The organism is Sphingobacterium psychroaquaticum (assembly GCF_900177625.1).
Classification (GTDB): domain Bacteria; phylum Bacteroidota; class Bacteroidia; order Sphingobacteriales; family Sphingobacteriaceae; genus Sphingobacterium; species Sphingobacterium psychroaquaticum.
The window spans coordinates 125,592-151,861 of sequence record NZ_FXAU01000002.1 but is presented as its reverse complement, the minus strand read 5'-3'; the positions used below and the strand labels follow the sequence as shown (position 1 = coordinate 151,861).

The following is a 26,270-nucleotide window of genomic DNA, read 5'->3' as shown; positions in this document are numbered from 1 at the left end:
AATTCTTGTGTTTTTGCTCCTTTTTTTAGTGGCGAGGTCGTTGCTATTTTAGGTGCTAAATATTGGGTTTTTAGCTAAAAATTTCGTATATTTGAATGTTAAACAGTACTCATTTTATTTTAATTACATGAGCGAAGAAAAGAAAAATCCATCAACGTATTCAGCGGATAATATCCAGGTTTTAGAGGGGCTAGAAGCAGTACGTAAAAGACCTTCCATGTATATTGGTGATACAGGTATCAAAGGCTTGCACCACTTGGTATACGAGGTTGTTGATAACTCTATTGATGAGGCCGTAGCAGGATATTGTACGGATATCTTTGTGACGATTCATGAAGATAATTCGGTCTCTGTAAAAGATAACGGAAGGGGTATTCCGACCGGAATTAATAAGAAAGAAAACAAATCGGCGTTGGAATTGGTTATGACAATTCTCCATGCCGGTGGTAAATTTGATAAAGACACCTATAAGGTGTCTGGTGGTCTGCATGGTGTGGGGGTATCCTGTGTGAACGCACTTTCCACACACTTGTCTGCTGTCGTGCACCGTGAAGGAAAAATATTCCAACAGGAGTACGAAAAAGGTAAACCGCAATATGATGTGAAGGAGATCGGAACGAGTGATATCACGGGTACGATTGTAACCTTCCGTCCGGATCCGGAGATCTTTACCATGACTACGGTATACAATTACGATACCTTAGCAAATCGTTTACGTGAGCTTGCTTTCTTGAATAAAGGAGTGCGCCTGACGTTGACTGATGAGCGTGAGCTATTGGAAGATGGAACGAAGAAATCGGATGAGTTTTACTCAGAAGGTGGTCTTCAAGAGTTTGTAAAGTTCTTGGACGGCACAAGACATTCCCTTATTCCTGAGCCAATTTATGTAGAAGGTATCAAGCAAGGTATCCCTGTGGAGTTAGCGTTGCAGTACAACGATACATACGCAGAGAATGTGCACTCTTATGTGAACAATATCAATACCATTGAAGGCGGAACGCACGTTGCTGGTTTCCGTCGTGGTTTGACGCGTACGCTTAAAGCCTATGCCGACAAATCGGGGTTATTGAAAAACTTAAAAGTAGATATTACCGGTGATGACTTTCGTGAAGGATTGACGGCTGTAATCTCTGTGAAAGTTGCGGAGCCACAGTTTGAAGGACAGACGAAAACCAAATTAGGTAATAATGAGGTTATGGGAGCTGTCGACGTTGCTGTAGGTGAGATTTTGGGTGTATACCTGGAAGAGAATCCGCGTGAAGCAAAAGCGATTGTACAGAAAGTTGTTATTGCGGCGCAGGCTCGTGCAGCAGCTCGTAAAGCTCGTGAATTGGTGCAGCGTAAAACAGTAATGGGCGGTTCAGGATTACCTGGTAAGCTAGCTGACTGTTCTGACAATGATCCAGAAAAATGTGAGATATTCTTCGTCGAGGGGGATTCCGCGGGAGGAACGGCTAAGCAAGGTCGTGACCGCCGCTTCCAAGCGATTATGCCGCTTCGAGGTAAGATCTTAAACGTTGAGAAAGCGATGGAGCATAAGATCTACGAAAATGAAGAGATCAAAAATATGTTTACTGCGCTTGGTGTAAGTGTAGGGACGGCAGAAGATTCCAAAGCGCTTAATCTAGATAAATTACGTTACCACAAGATTGTAATCATGACGGATGCCGATGTCGATGGATCGCACATTGCGACCCTTATTCTGACATTCTATTTCCGCTACATGAAGGAGCTTATTGAGCGTGGTTATGTATACATCGCAACCCCACCGTTATATATGGTGAAGAAGGGTAGAGAGTTTGAGTATGCATGGAATGAGGATCAACGCATTGCAGCAATCCAACGATTGAAAGGTGCGGGTAAAGAAGACTCTGTACATGTGCAGCGCTATAAAGGTCTTGGAGAGATGAACGCCGAGCAGTTATGGCAGACGACTATGGATCCGGAGCACCGTACCTTACGTCAGGTGACCATCCAGAACGCAGCAGAGTGTGATCGTATCTTCTCTATGTTGATGGGCGATGAGGTAGCGCCACGTCGTGAGTTTATCGAACGCAATGCACGTTACGCTAAAATTGACGTCTAGTTTTGACCGTTTTATAACAATATAAAAAACCAATCCCCAAAAGATTGGTTTTTTTATTAGTAACTTGTGGTATTTAGTAAATGGATTTTTATGTCGAATATTGATTTTATACATGAAGAAACGGCTGCGGATATTGGAAATTTCCTAGTCGGTAGATTGTTGCCTTTTCGACAAAAGCGTTCAATTGGACCTTTTGTTTTTATTGACCATATGGGACCGGCGTGCCTGGCCGATCATCAGAATATTGATATTGGCCCCCATCCGCATATTGGATTGTCGACGTTGACGTATCTCTTTGATGGTGCTATGATGCATCGTGATAGTATAGGCACTGAGATTGAAATCCAGCCTGGAGCGGTAAACTGGATGACGGCAGGAAAAGGGGTAACACACTCCGAGCGTACGCCGGAACGTTTGCGACAAAAGGATAAATTTATGCATGGCTTACAGATATGGGTAGCTTTGCCGAAGGAGTTGGAGTTTATGGAGCCAGAGTTTTACCATATCGAAGAAAAGGATATTCCGCACTGGACAGAGGATGGTGTTAGTTATCGCCTAATAGCAGGTGAAATCTTTGGAAAGCGTTCGGGTGTACCTGTTTATTCGCCGCTGTATATGTTGGAACTTAAAACAACAGAGGAACGTGTTGTCGATATCGGCAGTGAGCTTTTTGGAGAAAGTGGTCTGTATATTCTGGAAGGTGCCGTTGTTAATCAAACGCATGAATATGGGCCTAAGCAGATTTTGATTACGAAGGACGCGAGCTTATGTACCTTCACGATGAAGCCTAACACCTCGGTGTATATCTTTGGTGGAACCCCTTTTCCGGAAGAACGGTATATCTCCTGGAATTTTGTGGCCACGAGTAAGGAGACCATTGAGAAAGCAAAAGAGGATTGGCGCAACCACGCTTTCCCTAAAGTGATCAATGATGATGGCTATGTGCCTCTGCCAGAGAGTCGCTTAAAATAAAAAACTTGGGTTTGGTTTATTTCAAATGATAAACCAAGCCCATACCGATATTGAAAATAGCGTTCAGCTGTATCGATCCGGTGTTTTTTACATAATTAATGATGTGTTTCTCTGTGGTGCCCACCTCGTAATAAAAGCCTATTTTTTTATATTTTACTTCGCTTCCTACAAATACGCCAATATGCATTGCTGTAGAGAAGTAATAATAACCATCATCGTAATAGTCTGGCAATCCTCTGAAGTATTTGCTGCCTAATGCACGGCTCACCCATAAGCCTGTATTCAGCCAATTGACTGATACATCGGGTGTATAGGTTTTATTGATTGGCGCAAATTTCCCCTTTAATGTTATGGAATGAATCGCCTTGTCGGCATATTTTGGCGGTACGATACCATACATGAAATCCCCTTTCCATTTCTTATTGGGCGACTGGTAACCGAAGCCGACGGAGAACATACCAATATTACCCGCATGTTGAATTTTTACATTGTGCGGCATTATTTTATAGAGGAATGTGCTGTCTTTGGTTTGTGCAGATACGTGTAATATGGAAAGTAGCGTGCTTAAAAATAGCGTCAGGATCTTCATTAGTAATTAATTTGTTGATGCGTGATTGTCTGTCCCTGGACAGTTATTTTAACGTAGGATCGCTTTTGCAGCGTTGGTACAGTTAGGTAGGGGAATTGATCTTCGAATGGTTTTTCCAGCTGATAACTATGCGTATGTCCGTGTATGGAGAGACGTGACTTCGTGCTGCTGGATAACATCCGAGCTAAATCTTCTGTTTTGGTTTGGTCAAAATCATAAACAAAGGGAGCTACGTGCGATATGAAGAATAAGTTTTCGACATCAGCTGTTGTGTTCTTTATTTCTTTTTCAATCCAACCTAGGTCTGGTACGGAACCATCAAAGGCAACTTCCCGTGAGTTGGAATTGAAGAAAATGAATTTGTTTTTGCCATATATAAATGAAAAGTTTTCCGGGCCGAACATTTGTGCGTAGATCTCTCGGCCGTTTCCGAGCATGTCGTGGTTGCCTATTACCCCGACCACAGGGAGCTTTAGTTTTTTGATGTCATCGTAGTATAGGTTGTATTCGAAATTGGCTCCATAGTCCGTAAAATCGCCGCCGTGCAAAACGAAGGCGATCTGATCCCGGTCATCTAGTTTGTTTGCATGCTTGACGAAGCGTTGTAGCTCATCGTAGGCAATCTGTGTGTCGGAAATGACTAGAAAGCTGAATGTATCTTTCTGGGGTAATTGTCGGATCTGTTCGAGTGCTTTGGCATTTAGGTTTTTGGCCAATGGCCGTACTTCGAGGACAGAATATTGGAAATTTCGTTTGCAGGATATTGTTAAAAAGACAATAAGAAATAAGAGGAGGAAGCCTGAATATCGTTTCATTACATACATACTTTATTGTTTACGCGCTAAAGACATGCAATGTTAAAAATTTATTAACTGACTAATGTAATCAAAAGGTCAGTTTGTTTTTTATGACAAAAAAAATCCCCAACCGGTATGGTTGGGGATTTAATGTATGTGAGAAAATCTACTTATTTAGATTTTTTTTCGTCACCTTCCATTTGCTCTTTCAATTGAGCTAATACATCTAAGTCACCTAAAGTAGATTTCTCCACAGAGTCTTTTACTTTTTTCACAGCAGAGTTAGCTGCTTTGGCTTCTTTTTTACGTGCATTGAACTCTTCGATACGAGCTTCTGCTTTTTGGTCTTCCCAGATACGTGAGTGAGAGATAACCAAACGCTTGTTCTCTTTGTTGAACTCGATGATTTTGAATTCAGCAACTTCGTCAACTTTCAATGGAGAACCGTCTTCTTTTACAGAGTGTTTGTTCGGGCAGAAGCCTTCAACACCGTATTGTAAAGCTACGATATCACCTTTGTCACCAACTTTGATTACTGTTCCTTCGTGTACTGAACCTTCTGTGAAGATGGTTTCGAATGTATCCCAAGGGTTTTCTTCTAGTTGTTTGTGACCTAAAGAAAGTTTGCGGTTTTCTTCGTCAAGTTCTAATACAACTACGTCTAAGCTTTCACCAACTTTAGTGAATTCGTTAGGGTGGTTGATTTTCTTAGACCAAGATAAGTCAGAGATGTGGATCAATCCATCGATACCGTCTTCTAGTTCAACGAAAACACCGAAGTTAGTCATGTTTTTAACAACAGCATTTTGTTTAGAACCTACTGGGTAACGCTCTGTGATGTTTTTCCAAGGGTCAGGAGTCAATTGTTTGATACCTAAACTCATTTTACGCTCTTCGCGATCTAAAGTTAATACTTCAGCTTCGATCTCATCACCAACTTTTAAGAACTCTTGTGGAGAACGTAAGTTTTGTGACCAAGACATTTCAGAAACGTGGATTAAACCTTCAACTCCAGGGATGATTTCTAAGAAAGCACCGTAATCAGCAACTGTTACGATTTTACCTTTAACTTTAGAACCAACTACTAGATCTTGGCTTAAAGATTCCCAAGGGTGCTCTGATAATTGTTTTAAACCTAAAGCGATACGTTTTTTCTCGTCGTCGAAATCCAAAACTACCACGTTGATCGTTTGATCTAACGCTAATACTTCTTTTGGATGCTCGATACGACCCCAAGAGATATCCGTAATGTGAAGTAGACCATCAACACCACCTAAATCGATGAACACACCGAAGTCAGTAATATTTTTAACCGTACCTTCTAATACTTGACCTTTCTCTAGTTTCGAAACGATTTCTGATTTTTGGTTTTCTAAATCGTCCTCGATCAATACTTTGTGAGAAACTACTACGTTTTTGAATTCGTGGTTAATTTTTACCACTTTGAATTCCATAGTTTTACCTACATAGATATCGTAATCACGGATTGGTTTGATATCGATTTGAGATCCAGGTAAGAAAGCTTCTACACCTTTGATGTCAACGATCAAACCACCTTTAGTACGAGATTTAACAAAACCATCGATGATTGTGTCATTCTCTAAAGCCGCATTGATTGTTTCCCAAGATTTTTGTGTTTTAGCACGTTTGCGTGATAAAATCAATTGACCGTTTGCATCTTCTTGTGATTCTACAAATACGTCAACTGTATCACCAACTTTTAAGTCAGGTAAGTCACGGAACTCAGATAATGCTACAAGACCGTCTGATTTAAAACCAACGTTCAAAACAACATCTTTGTTGTTGATAGAAACAACAACACCTTCGATAATTTCACCTTGGTTGATTTGGTTGAAAGTACCTGCGTATTGCTCTTCTAATTTGGTACGCTCAGCATCGCTGTAGCTACCGAAAGCTTTTTCATCAAGATCCCAATCAAAGTCACCTTCTGGAGTACTCCATGCGTTTGATTTGATCTGGTCGATCAGGTTTGAATCTGCTTCAGATTCAATTTGTTCAGTGTCTTTCACTACTTTAGTGTCAGCACCTTGTAGCTCTGCGTTTTTCGCCGCTAACTCTTTTTCTGCTTCTTGTTTTTTTGCCATTAATTAATTAATCTCCTTTTCCCCACATTGTAGGGACTGCAAAAATACGAAAAACTTTTATATACAAGAGATTAAGTGGAAAAAAAATATTTGACTAATCTTTCGGGGTGTTTTCTTGTTTGAATGCATTGTATGTCCGGGGTTTCACAATCTTAACACTTTGTTTGGAGAGCGCAATAGCTGCATTGAGCTCAAAACCAATTAATAAGATCAAGGAATTAAGATACATCCAGATCATAACGACGATCAAGGTTCCAATGGAGCCGTATAGTTTATTATAGGCTCCAAAGTTATTGATGTAGAACGTGAAGCCTGTGAAGGTCAAGATAGCCAATATGGTGGCTAAGCTGGCTCCAGCATTTAAAAATTTCCATTTTTTAGAATCACTGGGCGCAAATTTATAGAGCATACTGACGGTAAAAAAGTAGATGCTGAATAGGACTACCCAACGGGATAGACCAATTATGAAACGCCAAAACCAGGCTAAATCATAATCAATATGTGTTTTTAAGTAGTTAATGACAAAGCCGGTAACGGTAAATATTGTTATGCCGATAACCAATGCGAGGACTATTCCGAAAGAGAGGGCCAAAGCAGTTCCTCGCTTTTTTAACCAAGATCGTTTTTCCTTTGCCAGGGCTGCCTTGTTAAAGGCAAACATCAGTGTCGTCATCCCGTTTGTGGCAAAAAAGGTCGCTAGCAAGAAACCGATAGAGAGGAGTCCTGAGTTTTGGTTTTTGATAATATCCTCCAGCGTCGTCTGTAAAAAGTCATACGCATTGTGTGGGAGCGCTACTTGCAACAGGTCGAGTAACTTCTGCTGAAAATTATTAATCGGGATATAGGGGATTAGTGTAAATAGAAAAAGTATACCCGGGAATAGCGCTAACATAAAATTGTAGGCCAGGGAGGAGGCTTTGTTAACAATGGAATCCCGCGATATTTCTTGGAAGAAAAAACTGAAAACGGTGTATAGCGGTAACGAGCCGAATCCAGGCACAACAGTAACCTTGGTCCATTCTATAAATCGATCATAGTATTTAAATTGGAGGAGGGTGTCGTGTAATTTTTTCTGCATTCGTTACCCAAAAAAGGCGTCCATCTTATCTTGAAAAATCTGAGGTGCTTTGCAAGGGCGATTTTTTTTCATATCTACAAATACCAGCTGCGTACTTCCCGTGTTGAGCAAGGTACCTTGTTCATTGAATATCTCATATTCGAACATTAGTCGTACTAGGGGTCTTTCCTTTATGGTGGTGCGTATTGTAATGAGGTCGTCGTAGCGTGCCGGTTGGTAGTACTTACAGGTCAGATCCATGACAGGCATCATGACTCCCATTTCTTCCAGCTCTTTATAGGAGAAGCCGGTACTTCGTAACATTTCTGTCCGAGCGACCTCGTAAAAAGAGGCATAATTTCCATAATAAACATAACCCATTTGGTCTGTCTCCGCGTATCGTATTCGTATTTGGGTTTCGTGTGTAAACATAACGGGAAGTTAAACAGTAAAAGTCGGAAAATAAAATTGCCCTCGACAAGAGGGCAATTTTATTTGCTATTTCTTGATGTTCCTGGCGTCGAGCGCCTGTTGGAATTTACGTGCATTTACGAGATGCTCTGCTTGTGTTACCGCAAAATTATGATAACCGGAGAAATCGTCTTTCGCACACATATAGATGTACTCGTGTTTCTTGTAATTCAGGACCGCGTCGATCGATGTTATGCTTGGAAGCATGATCGGTCCCGGAGGCAGGCCTTTGAAACGGTATGTGTTGTATGGATTGTCTATCGTGAGGTGCTTATTTAAGACACGACGAATGGTAAAATCATTGTTGGCAAAAATTACGGTCGGATCTGCTTGTAACAGTATTCCTTTCCGCAATCTGTTTAGGTACAGGCCAGCGATTGCGGGCATCTCGTCCCTATGAAGCGCTTCTCCTTTAACGATTGAAGCCAATACACTAACTTCTTGTGGGGTTAAATTTAAGGCTGTTGCTTTCTGTTTACGGTCAGCGTTCCAAAAACGTTGATATTCCTCGTGAAACCTCGCTATGATTTTCTCTGGTTCTGTATTCCAATAGATTTCGTAGGTGTTTGGAATAAACATCGTAAAGAAATTATCCTTTGTAAATCCGTAGGAGTTGGCCAGCTTTTCATTATTCAAAAGGTGGATGAATGTAGTCGAATCGGATTCGAAATTTTTACCCAATAGTGCCGCAAAATTCTCTTTTAGGCGGATGTTTTCAAATCTAAATTTCACGGCTTCTTGGTACCCGCCTCGTAAGTTGCCAATTAATTGGCGGTTCGACATTCCTTCCGTCAACTTATAACGCCCTGGCTTTACTAAAGTCGGGTACTTCATTGCTTTGGCAACGAGGTCAAAGCTTTTGATATCTTTTACGATGTGTTGTCCTTCCAATTTTTTAAGGACCTTGTCGTAAGTATCTCCTGTATGAATGAATACATACTTTTGGTCTCCTGTTATATTGGGACCCAGAAATGTCTGGTAGGCTTTCCAACCGATAACCACGATGAGTAGTGCCACTATGGCGGCACCTATTTTCAACCACTTTGGGATTCTTTTTTGCTGATCTACCATTTGTTTAGAGACTGTATTAGTTAGACAGTGTTAAATGAATAGGGGAACCAATACTAATTACTTTGGTTGATGTATCGGGCAGTTGGCTGATTACTTTTGCTGCCAGGGAATCCTGTATCGTTCCAGTATAAGTAACACCGCCCAAACTTAAGCCTGCACCGCTTAGTGCAAATCTTGCTTCGGATAAAGATAGGCCTAAAAGGTTTGGCATTTCCACTTCGTTTTCACCTTTACCATTTCCTAAAACCAAGGTGACTTTGGAACCCTTAGCGATTAGACGGCCACTTTTTAACGGTTGACCACCGAATTTGACATCCAGAACAACATCCCGTGCAATATCAGATACATAAACCGTGTCCGCAATTTTTAAGGATTGGTTCTTTAAAATCGCAGTCGCTTCGATCAATGTTTTATCAATAATATTCGGGAATGGAACCTCGGGTGATACTTGAGTAATAAAGGTAAGGTAGATGGTTCTTCCTGTTTTTACGTGGGCACGTGCTTCTGGATCCTGCTCAATAACAAGACCTGGCTTCATATCCATTTGATAAACCGAGTCCAAGGAGTATTCTAAGCCGGCATCTTCTAATGTGGCTATGGCTTGCTCAATTTGCATCCCTTTTACGATTGGAACTTCAATGGCATCACCATGTTTAGTGTATACTTTTAGTCCAAAATATAGAAATAGAAATAAAAGGATGGTAACGCCTAGGATTGTAACAAAATTCTTCCTAAAGGTACTGGTCTTAAGATACGAAAGTATTTTTGACATCTATTCAAAAGTTATAGTTATTAAACAAAAGCGAAACGAAGCACGCATCTGTTTTTTATAAAGCAAAAATATTCGTTTTTCCGTGTAACGCAAATTATATTTGTCTTCGTTTAATATAATTTATGAAACCGAGATGTAAATGAGTATGCCTAGGTGTCTATTATCATTCACATTACGCTCTCATCAGTCATTGAAAAAACAATAGATGAAAACAAAAGTAGCATTAATTACCGGAGGTTACACCGGCGAGGCAGAGGTTTCTTTAAAAAGTGCCGCCTTTGTACAATCACAGATGGATACAGCGCGCTATGACGTTTATCCTGTACATATCACGGTAGAAGATTGGTATTATCTGGATGCGGAAGGAAAAACCTTTACGATTGACCGAAGTGATTTTTCGTTTGTGCAGAATGGACAAAAAGTGACATTTGATGTCGCGTTCATTATTCTACATGGAACACCGGGTGAGGATGGTCGTTTACAAGGTTATTTTGATATGATCGGTTTGCGGTATACCTCATGCAATGCACTCACCTCGGCGCTGACCATGAATAAAGGGTATACGAAGGCGGTTTTGACAGGAGTGCCTGAGATGTATGCTGCGAAGTCGGTTTTACTGTTTGAGAGCCAGCGTGCCCAAGCTTATGGTATGGTGACTGATGCCTTGAAATTACCCTATTTCGTAAAACCAAATGCTGGTGGGAGTAGTATTGGAATGACGAAAGTTAAAACGATTGACGCGCTACAGGAAGCGCTGGATAAAGCCTATGATGCGGAAGGAACGGGGCAAGAGGTGTTGGTGGAAGAGTTTGTAACGGGCCGTGAATTTTCCCAAGGTATTTTCCGGAATGCGCAGGGCGAACTCGTTGTGCTTCCTGCTACCGAAGTGAAGACAACACGTGAGTTTTTCGATTTTGAAGCAAAATATACACCGGGACTGACGGAAGAAATTACACCAGCTGATCTGACGGTGGAGCAGCAGGAACGGGCTGGACGCATTATTCGGGAGATCTTTGTTCGCTTAAACTGTAAAGGCATGGTTCGTGTTGATTTTTTCCTGGAGAATGGGACAGACAATTTTTATTTTATTGAGATAAACACCATTCCTGGACAAACGGCGCAAAGCTTTATTCCGCAGCAAGTACGTGCTTTCGGAATGAAAGAAACTGCTTTTTACACAGAACTTATAGAAGCTGCTTTGGTCAATACTGACTAGTTTTGTACCTTTGCTCGATTATTTCTCTGCGAAGTGGCACTCGGAACCGGCAAAATGGTCGCTATCCGAACAGCCAAAGGACATGGACGCCTATCGATTAAAGGTTCGATAATCCTCTGGAACTATTGCGGTCATGCGCATCCTTAGGTTAGCAGGATGGAAAGTAAGAGTTAAGCGTGTTTAGGATTACCTACATAATATAAATGAAACGTAAAATAGAAAATCTACTGCTCGAGTTTGCAAGAATCCATCGCTTTATGATGCGTTTCTTGAGAGAAGTGGTATCTCCGCCCTATGAGTTTAAGGAAATTATCCGGCAGTGTTATGAAATAGGATGGAAGTCATTTCCGTTGATTAGTTTAACTGGTTTTATTGTAGGTTTTGTTTTTACCAAACAATCGCGACCTTCCTTGGAGGAATTTGGTGCGACCTCGTGGTTGCCTAAGTTGATTTCCATTGCTATTGTTCGTGCTTTGGCCCCGTTGGTAACGGCGCTTATCGGTTCCGGTAAGGTGGGGTCACAGATTGGTGCGGAGTTAAGCTCGATGAACGTGACAGAGCAAATTGATGCGATGGAAGTATCGGGAACCAATCCGACTAAGTTTTTGGTTTCTACGCGTATTTTGGCGACGACCACGATGATTCCTGTATTGTGTTTTTATGTTGCAGGTATTGGTTTATTGGGTGGTTACCTGAGTATTGCTGGTAAAGATGATTTAAGTTTCTTGGCCTTCTTTACACAAGTATTCGAGGCTATTGCGGCGAAAGATATATTTGCGATGGTGTTGCGCGCTGTCGTGTTTGGGTTTACCATTGGTTTTACGAGTTCATACATCGGTTATTATTCGTCCAAGGGTACTGAAGGGGTCGGGAAAGCTGCTAACGCAGCGGTAGTGGCTTCGATGTTCTTGGTTTTTATAGAGGAGTTACTGATTGTTCAGATACTTTCATTAGTAGGTTAAGGTCGTATGGAAAAGAGTAAGGCAAATATAAATTACGATGATGTTGTTATCCATGTTGATAAAGTGAGTAAATCATTTGGTGATTTACACGTTTTAAGAGATGTGGATCTTAAACTGTATAATCGGGAAAATTTAGTTGTTTTGGGACGTTCCGGAACGGGTAAATCTGTTTTAATTAAGCTTATTTCGGGGTTATTGAATCCGGATCGTGGAGATATTACAGTTCTCGGTGAGGTGGTAAACCGTTTGACAGATAAGGAGCTAAGGGCATTAAGACAGCGCATCGGTTTTTCTTTTCAGAATAGTGCTTTGTATGATAGTATGACGGTGCGTGAGAATCTAGAGTTTCCATTGGTCCGTAATAAACGTAATCTATCGCGTGCAGAGATTGATCGAGAAGTGGAAGAGGTGTTGGAGGGCGTGGGACTGTCGCGTGCCATAAACCAGATGCCGTCTGAATTATCTGGTGGGCAACGGAAACGAATTGGTATTGCGCGGACATTGATCTTACGACCAGATATTATGTTGTATGATGAGCCTACAGCAGGATTGGATCCGATTACTTGCTTAGATATTAACTCGTTGATTAATGAAGTACAGGAGCGTTATAATACTTCTTCGATTATTATCACACATGATTTGGCTTGTGCGAAGATGATCGGGGATCGTATGGTGATGTTGTTGGATGGTAAATTTGAACGACAAGGCTCTTTTGCCGAGATTTTTGATACGGATGACGAACGGGTCAGACCATTTTATGACTATAATTTTATTGTTTAAATACATATGGGTACAAGCGAAAGAAAGCGTACGCTTACGGTCGGGTTATTTGTTTTAGTAGGTTTAATAATTCTTGTTGCCGGAATTTTGGTTTTGGGGACACAACAGAATAAGTTTAGTAAAAACCTCGTGATAACTACTTTTTTTAAGGACGTTAAGGGCTTAAAAGTTGGAAATAATGTATGGTTTTCCGGTGTTAAAGTCGGAATCATTAAAGAGATTACATTCCAAAGTATCGACGATGTTAAAGTCGTTATGCATATCGAAGAGAAGTCTAGCGAATTTATTCGTGAAGATGTGAACGCGAAACTGGGTTCCGATGGTCTTATCGGTAATGCGATCGTGAGTTTGGTTGGGGGGACGGATCGTGTACCTCCGATTAAGGACGGCGACGTGATTAAGTCGGTGAATGGTACGGATACGGAGGCGATGTTTGCAACGCTACAGGCCAACAATGAGAATTTGGTCGAGATTACGAAGAACTTTGCTATTCTTTCCAAGCAAATGGTGGAGGGAAAAGGTACGGTTGGCGCGTTGTTGACGGATTCTACTATTGCAGAATCTTTAAAAGGATCTGTTGGCTCATTAAATAAAGTAATGAGCGATGCAAATAAAGCTACGGCCAACTTAGCCGCATTGATGACCAAGCTGAATGGAAACCAAGGGTTAATTCACGATTTAACGACAGATACGGAGGTATTTGCTAGCCTACGTCAGTCGGCTGCACAACTACAAGGTGTGACGCAGACCGCAACGGCTTTGATGTCTAATTTGAATGAAACCTCGAAACGGTTGAATGATAAAGACAACGCGGTTGGGGTCTTGTTAAATGACCCGGCAACAGCAGTCGAAATCAAAGCGATCTTGAATAACTTAAACGCAAGTACGGCGAAGCTGGATGAAAATATGAAGGCATTGCAGAGCAATTTCTTGTTCCGAGGTTACTTTAAGAAACAGCTAAAAGAACAAGAGAAGGCGCTGAAAGCTGTTAACTAGAAGGGACGATTAATGATAACAGACAAGGACGTCATATACGAGGACAACCACCTGATTGCAATCAATAAGCGGGCAGGTGATATTGTTCAAGAAGATACGACAGGGGATAAGTCGCTGGAAGATATGGTGAAAGAGTATCTGGCGGAAAAATATAATAAACCGAATGCGGCATTTCTCGGTGTAATTCATCGATTAGACCGTCCGGTGAGCGGCATGATTCTTTTTGCGAAGACGAGTAAAGCATTAGACCGGATGAACCGGATGTTTCATGATCGGGACGTATCTAAAAGCTATTTGGCCGTTGTTCGTAACCGTCCACCTAAGCAGGCCGATACCTTAAAGAATTGGCTTTTGCGGGATCGCAAGAAGATGATAACTAAAGCTTATGATCGGGAAGTGAAAGGCGGTAGTTTTGCGCAGCTCGATTATGAGGTTGTGGGAGAGCTGGATGGTTACTATTTGTTGAAGGTAACTCCATTGACAGGGCGCACGCACCAAATCCGTTGCCAACTTGCGTATATGGAATGCCCTATTGTGGGAGATAATAAATACGGTTATCCACGAGGAAGTTTACGCCGTTCCATTTGTTTACATTCCAGGTCGCTGACCTTTAACCATCCGGTAAAGGATGAAAAGATGACGATCGTTGCCGAGCTTCCACATGATGGCTTTTGGGAAAAGTTTAATGTGTTGTTGTAAGGCGTACTCTATACAAAAATAAGTACCTTTGTGATATGAAATCGAAGTATCTTTTTGTTATTGCGGTCTGTATGACCGTTTTGGTGAGTGTGTTCTTCGTGACTGAAGTTTCTGCACAATGTGCTATGTGTTCATTAAATGCTGAAAATAGTGCTACAAATGGTAATACACAAGGGAAGGGTCTGAATGACGGAATTCTGTTTCTATTGGCGATTCCCTACCTTATTGCTGTTGGAATAGGTATTTTGTGGTATAAAAAATACAGAAAAAATCATTCCGCAAAACAGGTATCTCCTTTCGAAAAATAAAACTCATGGCGATTTCGAGAATTACAGCTGTATTGCAGTCGAAATGTCCGCGCTGTCGGGTGGGCAAAATGTTTGATGGCCCCGTTTATGGACTTCGTAAGCAACATATGTATGAGCACTGCCCACATTGTGGTTTAAAGTTCGAGATTGAGCCGGGTTATTTTTATGCGGCAATGTATGTGAGTTATGCCTTTTCGGTTGCGGAGGTTGTAACGTTGGGCTTAGGAACAGCCATGTTAACACATAGTGAATCGCCGTGGTTATATGTTGTTGTTCTTTTTGCGGCTATCTTTATTTTTGCACCGTTCAACCTGCGTTATTCGCGTTTAGTATTACTTCATTACTTAACGCCGAAGGTGCGCTATAACCCTGCTTATCAGGATGAACAAGCAGGGGAGAACAATTAATCGAGTGTCAAATATTGCATACGGCTGTCAAAGATAAAAGCTTTGTCTTTGTGGCGTATTGCGATCTGTTCTTGTAGCTGTTGCAGTATTTCCAGCTGAAAGCTGTTAATCATATCTTCGTTTTGTGCTACAATTTGAATACAGTACGTTGAACCATCATGCGGACTGTCCAACATTTTAAGAAATTTTGCTTCGTAACGGTTTTGACGTAACGTGCTTTTCAACCAGTCGAGCAACATGTCGTGGTCGCTGTCTTCAATAATAAGGGAGACATTATATAAAATCATACGCGAAATTAGTAAAATCTATACAAAAGAAGTGAACAGGAGCTTCGTTCGGTCGCGATTATTACACTACTATGTTTACTTCTACCTCGATTTGCTCTCCGGTAAGGCTGTTTTATACGGATGTATGGTTATAATATAGGCGGAGAAGGAATTGAAATATCAGATCGGTAAGCGATTATAAATAGACTACGTGTAACGCTCGGCCTGTAAAAATAAGGTTGCATATGTTAAAAATCATTAAATTTTGACAATCTTTGGGAGAACAATGAGATTATATATGTTTAGACTTTCTTTTTGCTTTTTTATCGGATGTATCATGTGCGTTATCGTTTCATGTGGAAAAAAGCAAGGAGATGGGAAATTAATCCCCATAGAGGATTTCTTCGTAAAACCAGAAAAAACGAACTTCCGGATTTCGCCTGATGGTAAAAAAATCGCTTACCTCGGTATCGATGATCATTGTAAAAATATCTTTGTATTGGATTTGGAGGATAAGCGTAAATCGAAACAGTTGACGTATCAATCCGATATCAATGTGCAGTATTTCTTTTGGGCTTCGGATTCTACGATCGTATTTTCCAATGCGCAGTCGATGAACGATAGTTTGCGTATCTTTGGTATTTCCGTTGAAACCGAGGAAATGCATAAGTTATTGCCTACGCGTAAAGCAAAACTCCGTTGGCTAAATCCACAAAAGGAGAAGAGTGATTATCTGTTGGCGAGCATGAATAGCCGTGACTCGACGGTGTTTGATCTCTACAGAATATATTTAAATGGTGCTGAACCGGTGTTGGTGACACAAAATCCAGGTAATATTTCCACTTGGTTTGCGGCACCAGATGGCAAAGTACGGTTGGCTATAACCAGTGATAGCGTACAGGAAAGCATGCTTTATCGGGCCAATGAGAGTGAGCCGTTCAGGCAAGTGGCTATTACCGATTACCAAACTTTGATTCAGCCGTTGGGTTATGTAAAAAATTCCTCAACTAATATTTATGCGCTATCGAACTATAACCGAGATAAGCTGGCATTGGTAGAATATAATACCGCAACGGGACGTGAAGAAAATGTTCTTTATAGCAATGAGAAGGTCGATTTGGATGCTTCTGGTTATTCTTTTCATCAGCAGGAATTGGTGTATAGCGAATATACCATCGATAAAAGTGAAAAGCATTTTTTTGATAAAACTTTTGAAGAACATTTTAATAAGCTATCCAGTAAATTTAAGGGACAATCTATCGATATTATAGATTCGGACAGAGAACAATTACACTGGATTGTTCGCATTTATACGGATATCAATGCCGGAGGTATTTATCATTACGATGTGTTGGAAAATGAGGCCACCCTTCTGTCTGATGTGAATCCCAAGCTGAGTAAAGTGGAGTTGTTGCCTAAAAAAGCGATTTCTTTTCAGAGTAGAGATGGTTTGACGCTGCACGGTTATTTAACTTACCCGGCTTCGAATGTAACAACGGATCTACCGGTGGTGGTTTTGGTACACGATGGTCCCTATCGCCGTGAAAGTATAGACTTTGATGCAGAGGTACAGTTTCTGGCAAACCGAGGATACTTGGTATTTCAACCTAATTATAGAGGGTCAGCCGGCTATGGTAAGAAGTTCTGGGCAGCCGGATTTAAAGAATGGGGCGGAAAGATACAATCGGATATTATCGACGGTGTTACGTGGCTGATCCACCAAGGCGTTGTGGATAAGAATAAGGTGGCGATTATGGGTACTGGCTTTGGTGGGTATTCGGCACTCCATGGTGCGACATATAATTCGTCTTTCTATAAGTGTGCTATCTCGCTATCGGGGTATACCAATTTGTTTACCTATCTAAAGGAAATCCCGCCGCATCAGCAACAATACGTTAAGTTATTTTATAACATTATTGGTAACCCAACCAAGGAGTATGATATGTTTAAGGCGATATCTCCTGTATTTCACGCGGACAAGGTTAAAATACCAGTTCTATTTGCACAGGGAGGAAAGGATAGCTACAGCTCACTGACCGATGCAAATCAATTTGTACAACGTTTAAAGAATAATAATGTTCCGGTGAAGTATATTTACCGAGAGGAAGAAGGTCGTCGCTTTAGAAACGAGGAAAATATTATTAATTATTACCAAGAAGTAGAACTGTTCTTACGGGAATATCTGAAATAATCGTGGCTTATAATCAACTAAAATATCGCAAGATTTTCCATTTGTTGGTCGCCTTTATGGTGCTGGTTACCGTATTGTTTGTGGTGTCTATGGTTTTTGCACGTAAGATGATTGTAAACCTGATCGAAGGTGAGTTTAATAACCGAAAAGTTGAGGTTTTTGATCAGTCGGTACTTGCTTTTAACGAGTTTTTTAATGAAAAGATACCAGAGATCTCGTATTATCAAGGTTTTTTGGATTCGGTTAAAGCATCGGGTTATGCGAATGATGTTTTGCGTAAGAATCCTTTTGTGGAACAGATACTTTTCTACGATCTCACCGTAACAAATTCAGATTCGGTGGAGCTCGGGATTAAGTATAACCATCTTATGGTGTATCCCAAAAATATTATCTCCTTTGGTTTAGATCATAAAAACCGGTTGGTCTCACAACGGAAGAGTAGTAGTGATACGCGTTTGTATACGGAAGATTTCAACAATATGGTGTTGAAATTTGTCGGTTTTTTAGATCGTGTTAATGATTCCACGAAGATGTCTGACAATGATATCTATAAAGTGTTTTACGCGATGAGTGCGGGTAAGGTTTCTTATATGAATATCCCGCGGATTACGGATATGTTGACGTATAAGCGAATGATGTCCATCTTCGATGTCCCTGTGATGTCTTATGATCAGGATTTGTTTATGTTTATTATTAATCCGAATCGAATCAAGGTTAAAAATGTATTGCCCAATTTATATGAGCACATCACCGTGGTGCCTATCGTTTCAGGCAATGTCAGTGACCAACATTTTCATCTTGAAACGGAACTGTCGTTGCCGGGAGCACTATCCGATTATAAACTTCAGTTTGTGAGTTCCGAACGGTTTATCAATAAGGAAATCAATCGGCGATTTTTACCTGTGAGTCTTGGTATTTCTTTAGTGTATATCATTCTGCTACTTATTGCGTATCTTATTTACCGAAATGTAATTATTAACAGTAAGCTGTTCCAGTTGCAATATGATTTTATCAATAACCTAACGCACGAGTTTAAGACTCCAGTCAGTGTGATAAAAATAGCTGGAAACAATATCCAGAGCGCGGAGAATTTATCGGCTACGGAACAGAAGATGTATGGGAAGATATTGGACCAGGAAGCCGATAAGTTGAATAGCTTAATGAATAAACTGCTCTCATTTGCGCAAATAGAAAATAAATCTATTAAGCCCAATAAGGAGCAAGTCGGTGTGGAAGAATTCTGTGCGCCAATTTTTGAAGCGGTTAAACTTAAATATCCCGATTTAAACTTTAGCTATACAATCGATGTCCAAAATGATATGGTCGTAGATACAACGTTATTGTTGAGTGTGTTTCAGAATTTAATCGATAATGCGTATAAATATTCAGAGCCACAGCGTAAATATCTACGTATCGAAATGCAACAAAATAAAAAGAATTTTGTTATTAAATTTAAAGATCGTGGAATAGGTATCAATAAAAAGGAATTTAATAGTATTTTTAAGAAATTTTATAGAGTAAAGAATCAATTCAATCAACAGGGGAGTATTGGTTTGGGACTAGCATTCTGTAAAGAAATTGTTGATTTTATGGGTGGGGAGATAAAGGTAGATAGTGTGCTGAATGAAGGGACAACATTTACGTTATTTTTACCACTGGGTCCAAAAAAGATATAACTATTATGAGTAAAGACATCACCATTGCAGTTGTTGAAGACGACGAGAACCTAAGGTTCTTGGTAACGCACCGCTTGCAGACCGAGGGGTATACCGTTATTCAAGCTGGAAACGGATTGGAGGCGGAGGCACTGATTTTAGCGGATAAACCAGATGTTGTGTTGTTGGATTGGATGCTGCCCGGAAAAGAAGGAATTGCGGTATGTGAATCAGTGCGGAAGGCGGGTTTCGAAAATATCATTATCATGATGACCGCTAAATCGCAAGATATAGATAAAATTGACGCCTACAGCTATGGGGTAACGGATTACATCACCAAGCCATTTAATATGGACGTTCTGGTTGCGATGATCGAGAACAAGGTGCGCTTTTTTCTGCCGAAGAGTAATGATGTATATACTTTTGGGGGGACTGAGCACCATCCCAATATTCACTCGTTAATCCGAGATGGAAAGAAAATTGAGTTAACGATATTGGAAAATAGAATTCTTCTTTATTTTCTTCAGAATGTTGGAAAGGAGATAACGCGGGAGGAGCTGATGGAAGTTGTTTGGGGGTATAGCTCGAACGTGAATACGCGAACATTGGATATGCATGCGGTACGTTTACGTAAGAAAATTGAAACAAACCCGGATAAACCACATTTTTTACAGACAGTCCGGGGATTGGGATATAAATTTATTGATACCGAAGAGGAATAAATTTGTTTATATAAAAGTTGATTGTTAATTTAGCAAGCAACGTGCAAGACCATGTTGTCCTGATGAAGGGCAGTATGGTCTTGTCTTTTTTTTGTTTTTTAGTGGTCTTTGTACGTAATGATGATAAGCCCTTTTATACGCTCTATCATCAGTGGGTACGGCTACGTTTTAAATTTTGAAAATAAAGTAATATAAATATGGCAGAAGTAACTTATTACACACAAGAGGGATTAGATAAGCTTAAACAAGAATTGCATTATCTAAAAACAGAAGGAAGAGCAAATATTGCAAAAGCTATTGCTGAAGCTCGCGATAAAGGGGATTTGTCAGAAAATGCAGAGTATGATGCTGCAAAAGAAGCGCAAGGGTTGCATGAGACTAAAATCGCCAAGTTGGAAGAAGTTTTAGCAAGCGCGCGATTGATCGATGAATCGACACTTGATACCTCCAAAGTTTTGGCGTTATCTTATGTGAAGATCAAGAACAAAAAGAACAATGCTGTGATGACCTACCAGTTGGTTTCGGAGACAGAGGCGGACTTGAAAACAGGTAAGATTTCTGTTAAGTCTCCGATTGCACAAGGTTTGTTGGGCAAGTCGGTTGGTGAAGTAGCGCAAATCGAAGCTCCAGCAGGTGTTATGGAATTTGAAATCTTAGAGATATCTAGATAGTTTTTAGTTGGTTATGTGCGGTTTTGCCATAACCGTACATAATTTTAGATACAACGTATTTGTAACGGTTGTCATTTTTTGGCAACCGTTTTTCTATGCGCTAAACACGGCACGGAATTGGAGAAACATTTGTTAAAAAAAGTAAATTTATCTAAGTTTGTTTGATTTCTTAAATAGATAAGCTATGTCAACAGTTTTTTCAAAGATAGTGTCCGGTGAAATTCCATCCTTTAAGGTAGCAGAGAGCAATGACTATTTAGCATTTTTAGATGTTAGCCCGTTAACGCGGGGGCATGTTTTGGTCATTCCTAAGCAAGAAACAGATTACATTTTTGATATAAACGATGAAGATTATATGGGGATGTGGGTCTTTGCGAAAATTGTAGCACAGGGAATAAAGCGAGTATTTGACTGCCGAAAGGTTGGAATCGCTGTTGTGGGTCTGGAAGTTGCACATGCGCACATCCATTTGATCCCTATTAATGAAGTAAGTGATATGAATTTTGCTCGCCCCAAGCTGAGCATTCCTGCGGAAGAAATGACGCAAATTGCAGAAGATATTCGTTCAGCAATTTCGGACGTAACTAATCCCACAACAATTTAAATAGAGCAGATGAGACGTATGCATGTTGCTAAGTTGGGCTTTACAAATTAATAATTATTGGATATGCAAGATTTGTGGGTATCGTTCCAACAGTTAATGGATCCAGCACATTTGTTAAGCCATGGCGGATTTTATATTGTTATATTGATCGTCTTTGCTGAAACTGGATTGTTTTTTGGCTTCTTTTTGCCGGGAGATTATTTATTGTTTTTAGCGGGGCTTTTTTGTGCTTTAGGGAAAATCGATGTTGATATTGTCACCATGTACTTTGGTATATTGGGGGCCGGGATATTGGGTAACTTTACAGGATATTGGTTTGGGTATCGAACGGGCCCCATGCTCTTTAAACGGCAAGACTCCTTGTTGTTTAAACGTAAATATGTTGTGATGGCAGAGGAGTTTTATCAGAAATATGGTGGAACAGCTTTAATCATAGGACGTTTTGTGCCTATTATTCGTACATTTGCACCGATATTTGCGGGAGTTGTAAAGCTAAATTTCAGGAAGTTTGTCATTTACAATGTCTTAGGTGCTCTTTTATGGGTTAGCTTACTGACATTGACGGGTTACTTTTTGGGGGTTAAGTTTCCTGCAATCATTAATTACGTAGAATATATTATCGTAGGACTTATTGTTATTGCGTTTTTGCCAATAGCGATAGCCCTATTAAAACGTTGGTTAAAAACAAGAAAACAAACAAACAGTACTAATATTAATGAGTAAACAAAATCCTTGGCACCAGATATCTCCTGGAAGTGATGTGCCAAATTCGGTAAATGCAATTATTGAAATTACAAACGGTTCTAAAGGAAAGTATGAACTCGACAAAGAAACAGGCCTATTGTTATTAGATCGTGTTTTGAGTTCTTCTGTTGTGTATCCGGCTAACTATGGATTTATTCCACAGACGTACTGTGACGATAACGATCCATTGGACATTTTGGTGATTTGTTCTGTTGATATTTTACCGATGACTTTGGTCGAAGCAAAAATTATTGGTGTTATGAATATGGTTGATGGTGGTGAGCAGGATGATAAACTTATCGCTGTTGCTAAAAATGACCCTATCTATAACTATATCAATGATATTGAACAATTAGCGCCTCACGTGATGAAGGAGATTGTTCAGTTTTTTGAAAGCTACAAAGCGCTAGAGAAGAAAAATGTTGTGGTAGAAGGAATTCAAGGTCGTGAAAAGGCACAACAGATTTTGTTAGAAAGTATTGAATTGTACAACAAAGAGTTCACAAATAAGTAAGCGATAACGCATGGCTCTCGATTTATTCTGGACATTCTTTCTAGTGTTAGCTAATGGTTTTTTCGTGGCGGCGGAATTTGCTATTGTCAAAGTACGCGCCTCGCAAATAGAACTACAAGCTAAGTCTGGAAGTAAAGTCGCCAAAATGGCGAAGAATATCACAGAACATCTTGATGGCTATCTTGCGGCAACGCAATTAGGTATAACATTAGCTTCTCTTGCCCTGGGTTGGGTCGGAGAAGCCGTAATGACTGAAATTGTCAATCAATTTTTTGGTCTTTTTAATGTGGAACTCACCGGGCCGTTAGCCAAAAATTTAGGTCACGTTCTGGCCTTCAGTATCATCACATTCTTGCACATCGTTTTCGGTGAATTGGCGCCTAAGTCTATTGCAATCCATAGACCGGTAGCTACCACCATGCGTATTGCAGCTCCGTTGCAGTTTTTCTATTTTCTGTTTAAACCGATCATTTGGGTCTTGAATGGTTTTGCCAATTTCTTGCTTCGTTTGGTTGGAATTGAAGTGCATGGACATGAGTCTAACCACTCCTCGGAAGAACTTCAATACCTTCTTGAAAAAGGAAAGGAAAGTGGTGCGCTAAACACCGCAGAGCACGAGCTTATCAAAAATGTGTTTGATTTCAATGAACGTATCGTTAAGAATATCATGGTGCCCCGTACGAAGATTATTGCGATCGAGGTGAACGATACCGCTGAAGATTTTATCAATACCGTGACGGAAGAGGGGTATTCGCGCCTGCCGATCTACGATGATAATATTGACCAGATTGTTGGTATTGTACATACCAAAGATATTCTCCCGATCATCGTGAAAGGAAAAGAGGTTGTGCTTAAGAATATTATGCGGAAGCCTTATTTCATTCCGGAGACCAAGAAAATCAATGACCTGATGACGGAGTTTCAGCTGAAGCGTATCCAGATCGCTATTGTCTTGGATGAGTTTGGTGGAACAGCGGGGATGGTTACCTTGGAAGATATTGTGGAAGAGTTGGTCGGAGAGATCCAGGATGAGTATGATGAGGAAACACCAGTTGTAGAGCGTATTTCGGAAACGGAATATATGGTAGATGCTGGAGCGAGTGTGCATGATGTTAACGGATATTTACCGTTAGAATTGCCTGAAAGCTCAGACTATGATACTATGGCGGGATTGGTGAGCCATTACTTTGAGAAAATCCCGGATGTGGGTGAACGCATGATTGTAGAGGGATACTCATTCACGATCATTAAAAAGACCCAACAGAATATCGAATTCGTGAAATTGGATTTGGTGGAAACACCGAACGATGATAACGACTAATAAGCTATAGTTGGATGCATTTATTTTATACGGCTGATATTGCCCCTCACCATAAACAGTTCTTGCTTAGCGAAGAGGAAAGTAAGCACGCTATCCGTGTGTTGCGTTTGCAACAGGGTGATGCGGTGGTGCTGGTCGATGGTGTTGGTGGTTGGTATGATGCTGAAATTATTGATCCACATCCTAAGCGTACAACCTTACAGATTAATAGGGTTGAAGTTGATTTTCAAAAATCTTCTTATCATTTACATATCGCTGTAGCGCCAACGAAGAATATCGATCGTATCGAATGGTTTTTGGAGAAGGCTACAGAGATTGGTATTCAAGAGATCACACCGATTATCTCGGAGCATTCCGAACGTAAGGAGGTTAAAGTGGATCGTCTGAATAAGGTTGTTGCTTCGGCTATGAAGCAATCGTTGAAGGCTTATCTCCCAAAGATAAACCCTGCGATTACATTTACACAGTTTTTAAAACAACAGGCTGGTCTGGATCAGACTAAACTGATTGCTCACTGTGCAGAAGGTGAGAAACGGTATGTCGCTGATGTTTGTCAGCCTAAAGGCTCTTATCTGATTTTAATTGGACCGGAGGGGGATTTTTCTTCGACGGAGATCAATGATGCCTTGACGCAAGGTTTTGCTCCCGTGAGCCTTGGTGATAGTCGCCTGCGTACGGAAACAGCTGCTCTAGTAAGCTGCGTTGAGTTTTCACTTCTGAATCGGGGATAACCTACATTTTTGCCTCTTTATTGGATTTCATCTTAGTTAATCTTCGTTTCATCGAAAAGAAACGTGCTGTTTCTTAAACAAGTATATATTTACGCATGATCTTAAAATCATGAGATGAAACAACTACTGACTATTATTTTTTTTCTGTTCGTTATCACGCTTGTTAAAGGACAGCAGCGACATGCAGTTTCGGTGTATATTGCGCCTAACTTCGAATCAGGGATGGCAATCGCGACGTATTACGGAGTACAATATAAGTTGAGTCTTAGCGGACAGCATCAGATTCAAACTAACTTTAGTTTCTCAGATGGAAATGATTGGGCTATAGGACTCGGGTATTTATATGGTTTTCCTATTCTTACTGATGGCTTATTCTTTATTGTCGGCGGGGAGCTGACACTTGACTTTTTTAGTCGACAGTCCTCTGCAGTTGAAAAACGACCATTTTCACTTGTGCCGCAGGGCGGTTTTGACTACCATGTTCCTAAAACTCCAATAGGAGTGTTTGCCATCTATGCACCAAAATTCTCTACAAGCCAAAGTGAATTTGTTGATGTAGCGACATTTCAGGCAGGTCTTAGATTTAGATTCTAGCACGCACTTGCAAGGTGTGTTTTAAAATTATTGATTGAAAAACATTGCTAAAGCAGAATTATATTTGTTTTGGTGATGTTTTTTTATTAGGTTTACTATACGCTACTTCTTTTTTAAAAGAAATACGAAAACGAACCAATTTATGCGGGGATAGGTATGCTATCGATAGTCCCTTACCCAGTGTTGATCTGTACGCGTTACTTATGCACATAATAAAAACAGTCTTAATCGATGATGATCCTGTTGCTAGACTACACGTTGAATCGCTCGTTTCAGATATTGATGTTTTTCGAGTTCTCGGATCTTTCCCATGCACCGATCACGCATTAGAACTAGTTACATCTAGGGAGGTGGACTTAATTATTTCAGGTATACAGATGTCGGGAATGGATGGTATTTCATTTCTTAAATCATTAGAGAGGCCACCACTTGTCATTTTTATTACGTCATATCCCGAATATGCGACCGAAGGGTTTGAGCTAGATGTTATTGACTTTATTTTGAAATCAATGCTAAGCAGAGACCGTCTCTTAAAGGCCGTCATTAAAGTTCAGCGTGCAATGTTTTATCGGCAGATAGATGGGGGGATGAAGTACTTTAAATATAAGGATAGAGGTCACACAGTTTTTATTGTGATACATGAAATCCTTTATGTGGAAGCATGGGGAGACTATGCGCGAATATACACCGTGACTGGCATGGCTCCACACATTCTGTTGGGTAAGATGAAAGATATAGAAGAGCAGCTTTCATGGCGCACTTTTGTGCGGGTCCACCGATCCTTTATTGTTAACATGGATCATATTGTTAGCATGAACGCGGTCAAAGTTGTTTTAAAAAATCATAAAGAGATTAATATCGGTATGCAATATCGTGCTCAACTTTACGCACGAATGGGAATCAAACAAATTAGGCACTGGTCCGGTAATCTCATTAATTTGCCATAAAATTATTTAGCGTGATCGCCAA

28 protein-coding genes are annotated in these 26,270 nt (G+C 40.4%); 20 read left to right on the top strand and 8 right to left on the bottom strand.

Annotated elements, in window-relative coordinates; genetic code table 11:
• The first annotated feature begins 127 nt into the window (after nt 1–127).
• Entirely contained in the window at nt 128–2,086 is a 1,959-nt protein-coding gene (gyrB, locus tag B9Y69_RS06075) for a DNA topoisomerase (ATP-hydrolyzing) subunit B (RefSeq protein WP_085472491.1), read from the top strand.
• A gap of 90 nt (nt 2,087–2,176) precedes the next feature.
• Nucleotides 2,177–3,058 carry a pirin family protein gene (locus tag B9Y69_RS06070; protein WP_085472137.1) on the top strand — a complete coding sequence of 294 codons (882 nt, stop codon included), beginning with the start codon at nt 2,177–2,179 and terminating at the stop codon, nt 3,056–3,058.
• Nucleotides 3,059–3,074: 16 nt separating this feature from the next.
• Here the strand turns inward: B9Y69_RS06070 and B9Y69_RS06065 are convergent, their stop codons facing one another.
• From B9Y69_RS06065 to B9Y69_RS06035, 7 genes are all read right to left on the bottom strand, one after another.
• On the bottom strand, nt 3,075–3,647 hold the full coding sequence (locus B9Y69_RS06065) for a hypothetical protein (RefSeq protein ID WP_085472136.1): 573 nt from the start codon (nt 3,645–3,647) through the stop codon (nt 3,075–3,077).
• On the bottom strand, nt 3,647–4,462 hold the full coding sequence (locus tag B9Y69_RS06060) for a metallophosphoesterase family protein (RefSeq protein WP_159451821.1): 816 nt from the start codon (nt 4,460–4,462) through the stop codon (nt 3,647–3,649). The genes B9Y69_RS06065 and B9Y69_RS06060 overlap by 1 nt, the downstream gene beginning before the upstream one ends.
• Nucleotides 4,463–4,614: 152 nt before the next feature.
• Nucleotides 4,615–6,549: a 30S ribosomal protein S1 gene (gene rpsA / locus B9Y69_RS06055; protein ID WP_085472134.1), complete on the bottom strand. Its 1,935-nt coding sequence runs from the start codon at nt 6,547–6,549 to the stop codon at nt 4,615–4,617.
• A gap of 94 nt (nt 6,550–6,643) precedes the next feature.
• Entirely contained in the window at nt 6,644–7,627 is a 984-nt protein-coding gene (locus B9Y69_RS06050) for a YihY/virulence factor BrkB family protein (RefSeq protein ID WP_085472133.1), read from the bottom strand.
• A gap of 3 nt (nt 7,628–7,630) precedes the next feature.
• The gene (locus B9Y69_RS06045) at nt 7,631–8,038 is read right to left on the bottom strand and encodes an acyl-CoA thioesterase (RefSeq protein ID WP_085472132.1); all 408 of its coding nucleotides are present in this window, start codon (nt 8,036–8,038) and stop codon (nt 7,631–7,633) included.
• Between the two features lie 66 nt (nt 8,039–8,104).
• Entirely contained in the window at nt 8,105–9,148 is a 1,044-nt protein-coding gene (mltG, locus tag B9Y69_RS06040) for an endolytic transglycosylase MltG (protein ID WP_085472131.1), read from the bottom strand.
• Nucleotides 9,149–9,164: 16 nt separating this feature from the next.
• Entirely contained in the window at nt 9,165–9,920 is a 756-nt protein-coding gene (locus B9Y69_RS06035) for a PASTA domain-containing protein (RefSeq protein ID WP_085472130.1), read from the bottom strand.
• A gap of 205 nt (nt 9,921–10,125) precedes the next feature.
• Between B9Y69_RS06035 and B9Y69_RS06030 the strand changes: the two genes are divergently transcribed.
• From B9Y69_RS06030 to B9Y69_RS06000, 7 genes are all read left to right on the top strand, one after another.
• Nucleotides 10,126–11,136 carry a D-alanine--D-alanine ligase gene (locus B9Y69_RS06030; RefSeq protein WP_085472129.1) on the top strand — a complete coding sequence of 337 codons (1,011 nt, stop codon included), beginning with the start codon at nt 10,126–10,128 and terminating at the stop codon, nt 11,134–11,136.
• Between the two features lie 203 nt (nt 11,137–11,339).
• The gene (locus B9Y69_RS06025) at nt 11,340–12,098 is read left to right on the top strand and encodes an MlaE family ABC transporter permease (RefSeq protein ID WP_085472128.1); all 759 of its coding nucleotides are present in this window, start codon (nt 11,340–11,342) and stop codon (nt 12,096–12,098) included.
• 6 nt (nt 12,099–12,104) lie between these two features.
• The gene (locus tag B9Y69_RS06020; RefSeq protein ID WP_085472127.1) at nt 12,105–12,878 is read left to right on the top strand and encodes an ABC transporter ATP-binding protein; all 774 of its coding nucleotides are present in this window, start codon (nt 12,105–12,107) and stop codon (nt 12,876–12,878) included.
• 6 nt (nt 12,879–12,884) lie between these two features.
• Entirely contained in the window at nt 12,885–13,874 is a 990-nt protein-coding gene (locus tag B9Y69_RS06015; protein ID WP_085472126.1) for an MlaD family protein, read from the top strand.
• A gap of 12 nt (nt 13,875–13,886) precedes the next feature.
• A complete protein-coding gene (locus B9Y69_RS06010; RefSeq protein WP_085472125.1) occupies nt 13,887–14,573 on the top strand; it encodes an RluA family pseudouridine synthase in 687 nt (228 codons plus the stop codon).
• 35 nt (nt 14,574–14,608) lie between these two features.
• The gene (locus tag B9Y69_RS06005) at nt 14,609–14,881 is read left to right on the top strand and encodes a hypothetical protein (RefSeq protein ID WP_085472124.1); all 273 of its coding nucleotides are present in this window, start codon (nt 14,609–14,611) and stop codon (nt 14,879–14,881) included.
• Nucleotides 14,882–14,886: 5 nt separating this feature from the next.
• Nucleotides 14,887–15,288 (top strand): DUF983 domain-containing protein, encoded by a 402-nt coding sequence (locus tag B9Y69_RS06000; protein WP_085472123.1) that lies wholly within the window; start codon nt 14,887–14,889, stop codon nt 15,286–15,288.
• Here the strand turns inward: B9Y69_RS06000 and B9Y69_RS05995 are convergent.
• Entirely contained in the window at nt 15,285–15,575 is a 291-nt protein-coding gene (locus B9Y69_RS05995; protein ID WP_085472122.1) for a DUF4286 family protein, read from the bottom strand. The two genes, B9Y69_RS06000 and B9Y69_RS05995, sit on opposite strands and share 4 nt — an antisense overlap.
• 316 nt (nt 15,576–15,891) lie before the next feature.
• Here B9Y69_RS05995 and B9Y69_RS05990 point away from each other — a divergent pair, with 316 nt between their 5' ends.
• The 11 genes from B9Y69_RS05990 to B9Y69_RS05940 all read left to right on the top strand — a co-directional run bounded on the left by B9Y69_RS05990 (nt 15,892) and on the right by B9Y69_RS05940 (nt 26,248).
• On the top strand, nt 15,892–17,745 hold the full coding sequence (locus tag B9Y69_RS05990; protein ID WP_234991115.1) for a S9 family peptidase: 1,854 nt from the start codon (nt 15,892–15,894) through the stop codon (nt 17,743–17,745).
• Between the two features lie 2 nt (nt 17,746–17,747).
• On the top strand, nt 17,748–19,421 hold the full coding sequence (locus B9Y69_RS05985; RefSeq protein ID WP_134430770.1) for a sensor histidine kinase: 1,674 nt from the start codon (nt 17,748–17,750) through the stop codon (nt 19,419–19,421).
• A gap of 5 nt (nt 19,422–19,426) precedes the next feature.
• The gene (locus B9Y69_RS05980) at nt 19,427–20,122 is read left to right on the top strand and encodes a response regulator transcription factor (protein ID WP_085472119.1); all 696 of its coding nucleotides are present in this window, start codon (nt 19,427–19,429) and stop codon (nt 20,120–20,122) included.
• 197 nt (nt 20,123–20,319) lie between these two features.
• The gene (gene greA, locus B9Y69_RS05975) at nt 20,320–20,793 is read left to right on the top strand and encodes a transcription elongation factor GreA (RefSeq protein ID WP_085472118.1); all 474 of its coding nucleotides are present in this window, start codon (nt 20,320–20,322) and stop codon (nt 20,791–20,793) included.
• Between the two features lie 184 nt (nt 20,794–20,977).
• The gene (locus B9Y69_RS05970; protein ID WP_085472117.1) at nt 20,978–21,397 is read left to right on the top strand and encodes an HIT family protein; all 420 of its coding nucleotides are present in this window, start codon (nt 20,978–20,980) and stop codon (nt 21,395–21,397) included.
• Nucleotides 21,398–21,460: 63 nt separating this feature from the next.
• Nucleotides 21,461–22,120: a DedA family protein gene (locus tag B9Y69_RS05965; RefSeq protein WP_085472116.1), complete on the top strand. Its 660-nt coding sequence runs from the start codon at nt 21,461–21,463 to the stop codon at nt 22,118–22,120.
• A complete protein-coding gene (locus B9Y69_RS05960; RefSeq protein WP_085472115.1) occupies nt 22,113–22,655 on the top strand; it encodes an inorganic diphosphatase in 543 nt (180 codons plus the stop codon). The genes B9Y69_RS05965 and B9Y69_RS05960 overlap by 8 nt, the downstream gene beginning before the upstream one ends.
• 10 nt (nt 22,656–22,665) lie before the next feature.
• On the top strand, nt 22,666–23,976 hold the full coding sequence (locus tag B9Y69_RS05955) for a hemolysin family protein (RefSeq protein WP_085472114.1): 1,311 nt from the start codon (nt 22,666–22,668) through the stop codon (nt 23,974–23,976).
• Between the two features lie 14 nt (nt 23,977–23,990).
• Nucleotides 23,991–24,707: a 16S rRNA (uracil(1498)-N(3))-methyltransferase gene (locus B9Y69_RS05950; protein WP_085472113.1), complete on the top strand. Its 717-nt coding sequence runs from the start codon at nt 23,991–23,993 to the stop codon at nt 24,705–24,707.
• A 114-nt stretch (nt 24,708–24,821) separates the two neighbouring features.
• Complete coding sequence (locus tag B9Y69_RS05945; RefSeq protein WP_085472112.1) at nt 24,822–25,301, top strand: hypothetical protein; 480 nt, start codon at nt 24,822–24,824, stop codon at nt 25,299–25,301.
• Between the two features lie 203 nt (nt 25,302–25,504).
• Nucleotides 25,505–26,248, top strand: a complete 744-nt coding sequence (locus tag B9Y69_RS05940; RefSeq protein WP_134430782.1) for a LytR/AlgR family response regulator transcription factor — start codon at nt 25,505–25,507, stop codon at nt 26,246–26,248.
• Nucleotides 26,249–26,270: the final 22 nt, after the last annotated feature.

Excerpts from the sequence above, each read along its gene's own strand:
- gyrB (WP_085472491.1), top strand. The coding sequence starts at position 128 with ATGAGCGAAGAAAAGAAAAATCCATCAACGTATTCAGCGGATAATATC.
- B9Y69_RS06070 (WP_085472137.1), top strand. The coding sequence starts at position 2,177 with ATGTCGAATATTGATTTTATACATGAAGAAACGGCTGCGGATATTGGA.
- B9Y69_RS06065 (WP_085472136.1), bottom strand. The coding sequence starts at position 3,647 with ATGAAGATCCTGACGCTATTTTTAAGCACGCTACTTTCCATATTACAC.
- B9Y69_RS06060 (WP_159451821.1), bottom strand. The coding sequence starts at position 4,462 with ATGAAACGATATTCAGGCTTCCTCCTCTTATTTCTTATTGTCTTTTTA.
- rpsA (WP_085472134.1), bottom strand. The coding sequence starts at position 6,549 with ATGGCAAAAAAACAAGAAGCAGAAAAAGAGTTAGCGGCGAAAAACGCA.
- B9Y69_RS06050 (WP_085472133.1), bottom strand. The coding sequence starts at position 7,627 with ATGCAGAAAAAATTACACGACACCCTCCTCCAATTTAAATACTATGAT.
- B9Y69_RS06045 (WP_085472132.1), bottom strand. The coding sequence starts at position 8,038 with ATGTTTACACACGAAACCCAAATACGAATACGATACGCGGAGACAGAC.
- mltG (WP_085472131.1), bottom strand. The coding sequence starts at position 9,148 with ATGGTAGATCAGCAAAAAAGAATCCCAAAGTGGTTGAAAATAGGTGCC.
- B9Y69_RS06035 (WP_085472130.1), bottom strand. The coding sequence starts at position 9,920 with ATGTCAAAAATACTTTCGTATCTTAAGACCAGTACCTTTAGGAAGAAT.
- B9Y69_RS06030 (WP_085472129.1), top strand. The coding sequence starts at position 10,126 with ATGAAAACAAAAGTAGCATTAATTACCGGAGGTTACACCGGCGAGGCA.
- B9Y69_RS06025 (WP_085472128.1), top strand. The coding sequence starts at position 11,340 with ATGAAACGTAAAATAGAAAATCTACTGCTCGAGTTTGCAAGAATCCAT.
- B9Y69_RS06020 (WP_085472127.1), top strand. The coding sequence starts at position 12,105 with ATGGAAAAGAGTAAGGCAAATATAAATTACGATGATGTTGTTATCCAT.
- B9Y69_RS06015 (WP_085472126.1), top strand. The coding sequence starts at position 12,885 with ATGGGTACAAGCGAAAGAAAGCGTACGCTTACGGTCGGGTTATTTGTT.
- B9Y69_RS06010 (WP_085472125.1), top strand. The coding sequence starts at position 13,887 with ATGATAACAGACAAGGACGTCATATACGAGGACAACCACCTGATTGCA.
- B9Y69_RS06005 (WP_085472124.1), top strand. The coding sequence starts at position 14,609 with ATGAAATCGAAGTATCTTTTTGTTATTGCGGTCTGTATGACCGTTTTG.
- B9Y69_RS06000 (WP_085472123.1), top strand. The coding sequence starts at position 14,887 with ATGGCGATTTCGAGAATTACAGCTGTATTGCAGTCGAAATGTCCGCGC.
- B9Y69_RS05995 (WP_085472122.1), bottom strand. The coding sequence starts at position 15,575 with ATGATTTTATATAATGTCTCCCTTATTATTGAAGACAGCGACCACGAC.
- B9Y69_RS05990 (WP_234991115.1), top strand. The coding sequence starts at position 15,892 with ATGTGCGTTATCGTTTCATGTGGAAAAAAGCAAGGAGATGGGAAATTA.
- B9Y69_RS05980 (WP_085472119.1), top strand. The coding sequence starts at position 19,427 with ATGAGTAAAGACATCACCATTGCAGTTGTTGAAGACGACGAGAACCTA.
- greA (WP_085472118.1), top strand. The coding sequence starts at position 20,320 with ATGGCAGAAGTAACTTATTACACACAAGAGGGATTAGATAAGCTTAAA.
- B9Y69_RS05970 (WP_085472117.1), top strand. The coding sequence starts at position 20,978 with ATGTCAACAGTTTTTTCAAAGATAGTGTCCGGTGAAATTCCATCCTTT.
- B9Y69_RS05965 (WP_085472116.1), top strand. The coding sequence starts at position 21,461 with ATGCAAGATTTGTGGGTATCGTTCCAACAGTTAATGGATCCAGCACAT.
- B9Y69_RS05960 (WP_085472115.1), top strand. The coding sequence starts at position 22,113 with ATGAGTAAACAAAATCCTTGGCACCAGATATCTCCTGGAAGTGATGTG.
- B9Y69_RS05955 (WP_085472114.1), top strand. The coding sequence starts at position 22,666 with ATGGCTCTCGATTTATTCTGGACATTCTTTCTAGTGTTAGCTAATGGT.
- B9Y69_RS05950 (WP_085472113.1), top strand. The coding sequence starts at position 23,991 with ATGCATTTATTTTATACGGCTGATATTGCCCCTCACCATAAACAGTTC.
- B9Y69_RS05945 (WP_085472112.1), top strand. The coding sequence starts at position 24,822 with ATGAAACAACTACTGACTATTATTTTTTTTCTGTTCGTTATCACGCTT.
- B9Y69_RS05940 (WP_134430782.1), top strand. The coding sequence starts at position 25,505 with ATGCACATAATAAAAACAGTCTTAATCGATGATGATCCTGTTGCTAGA.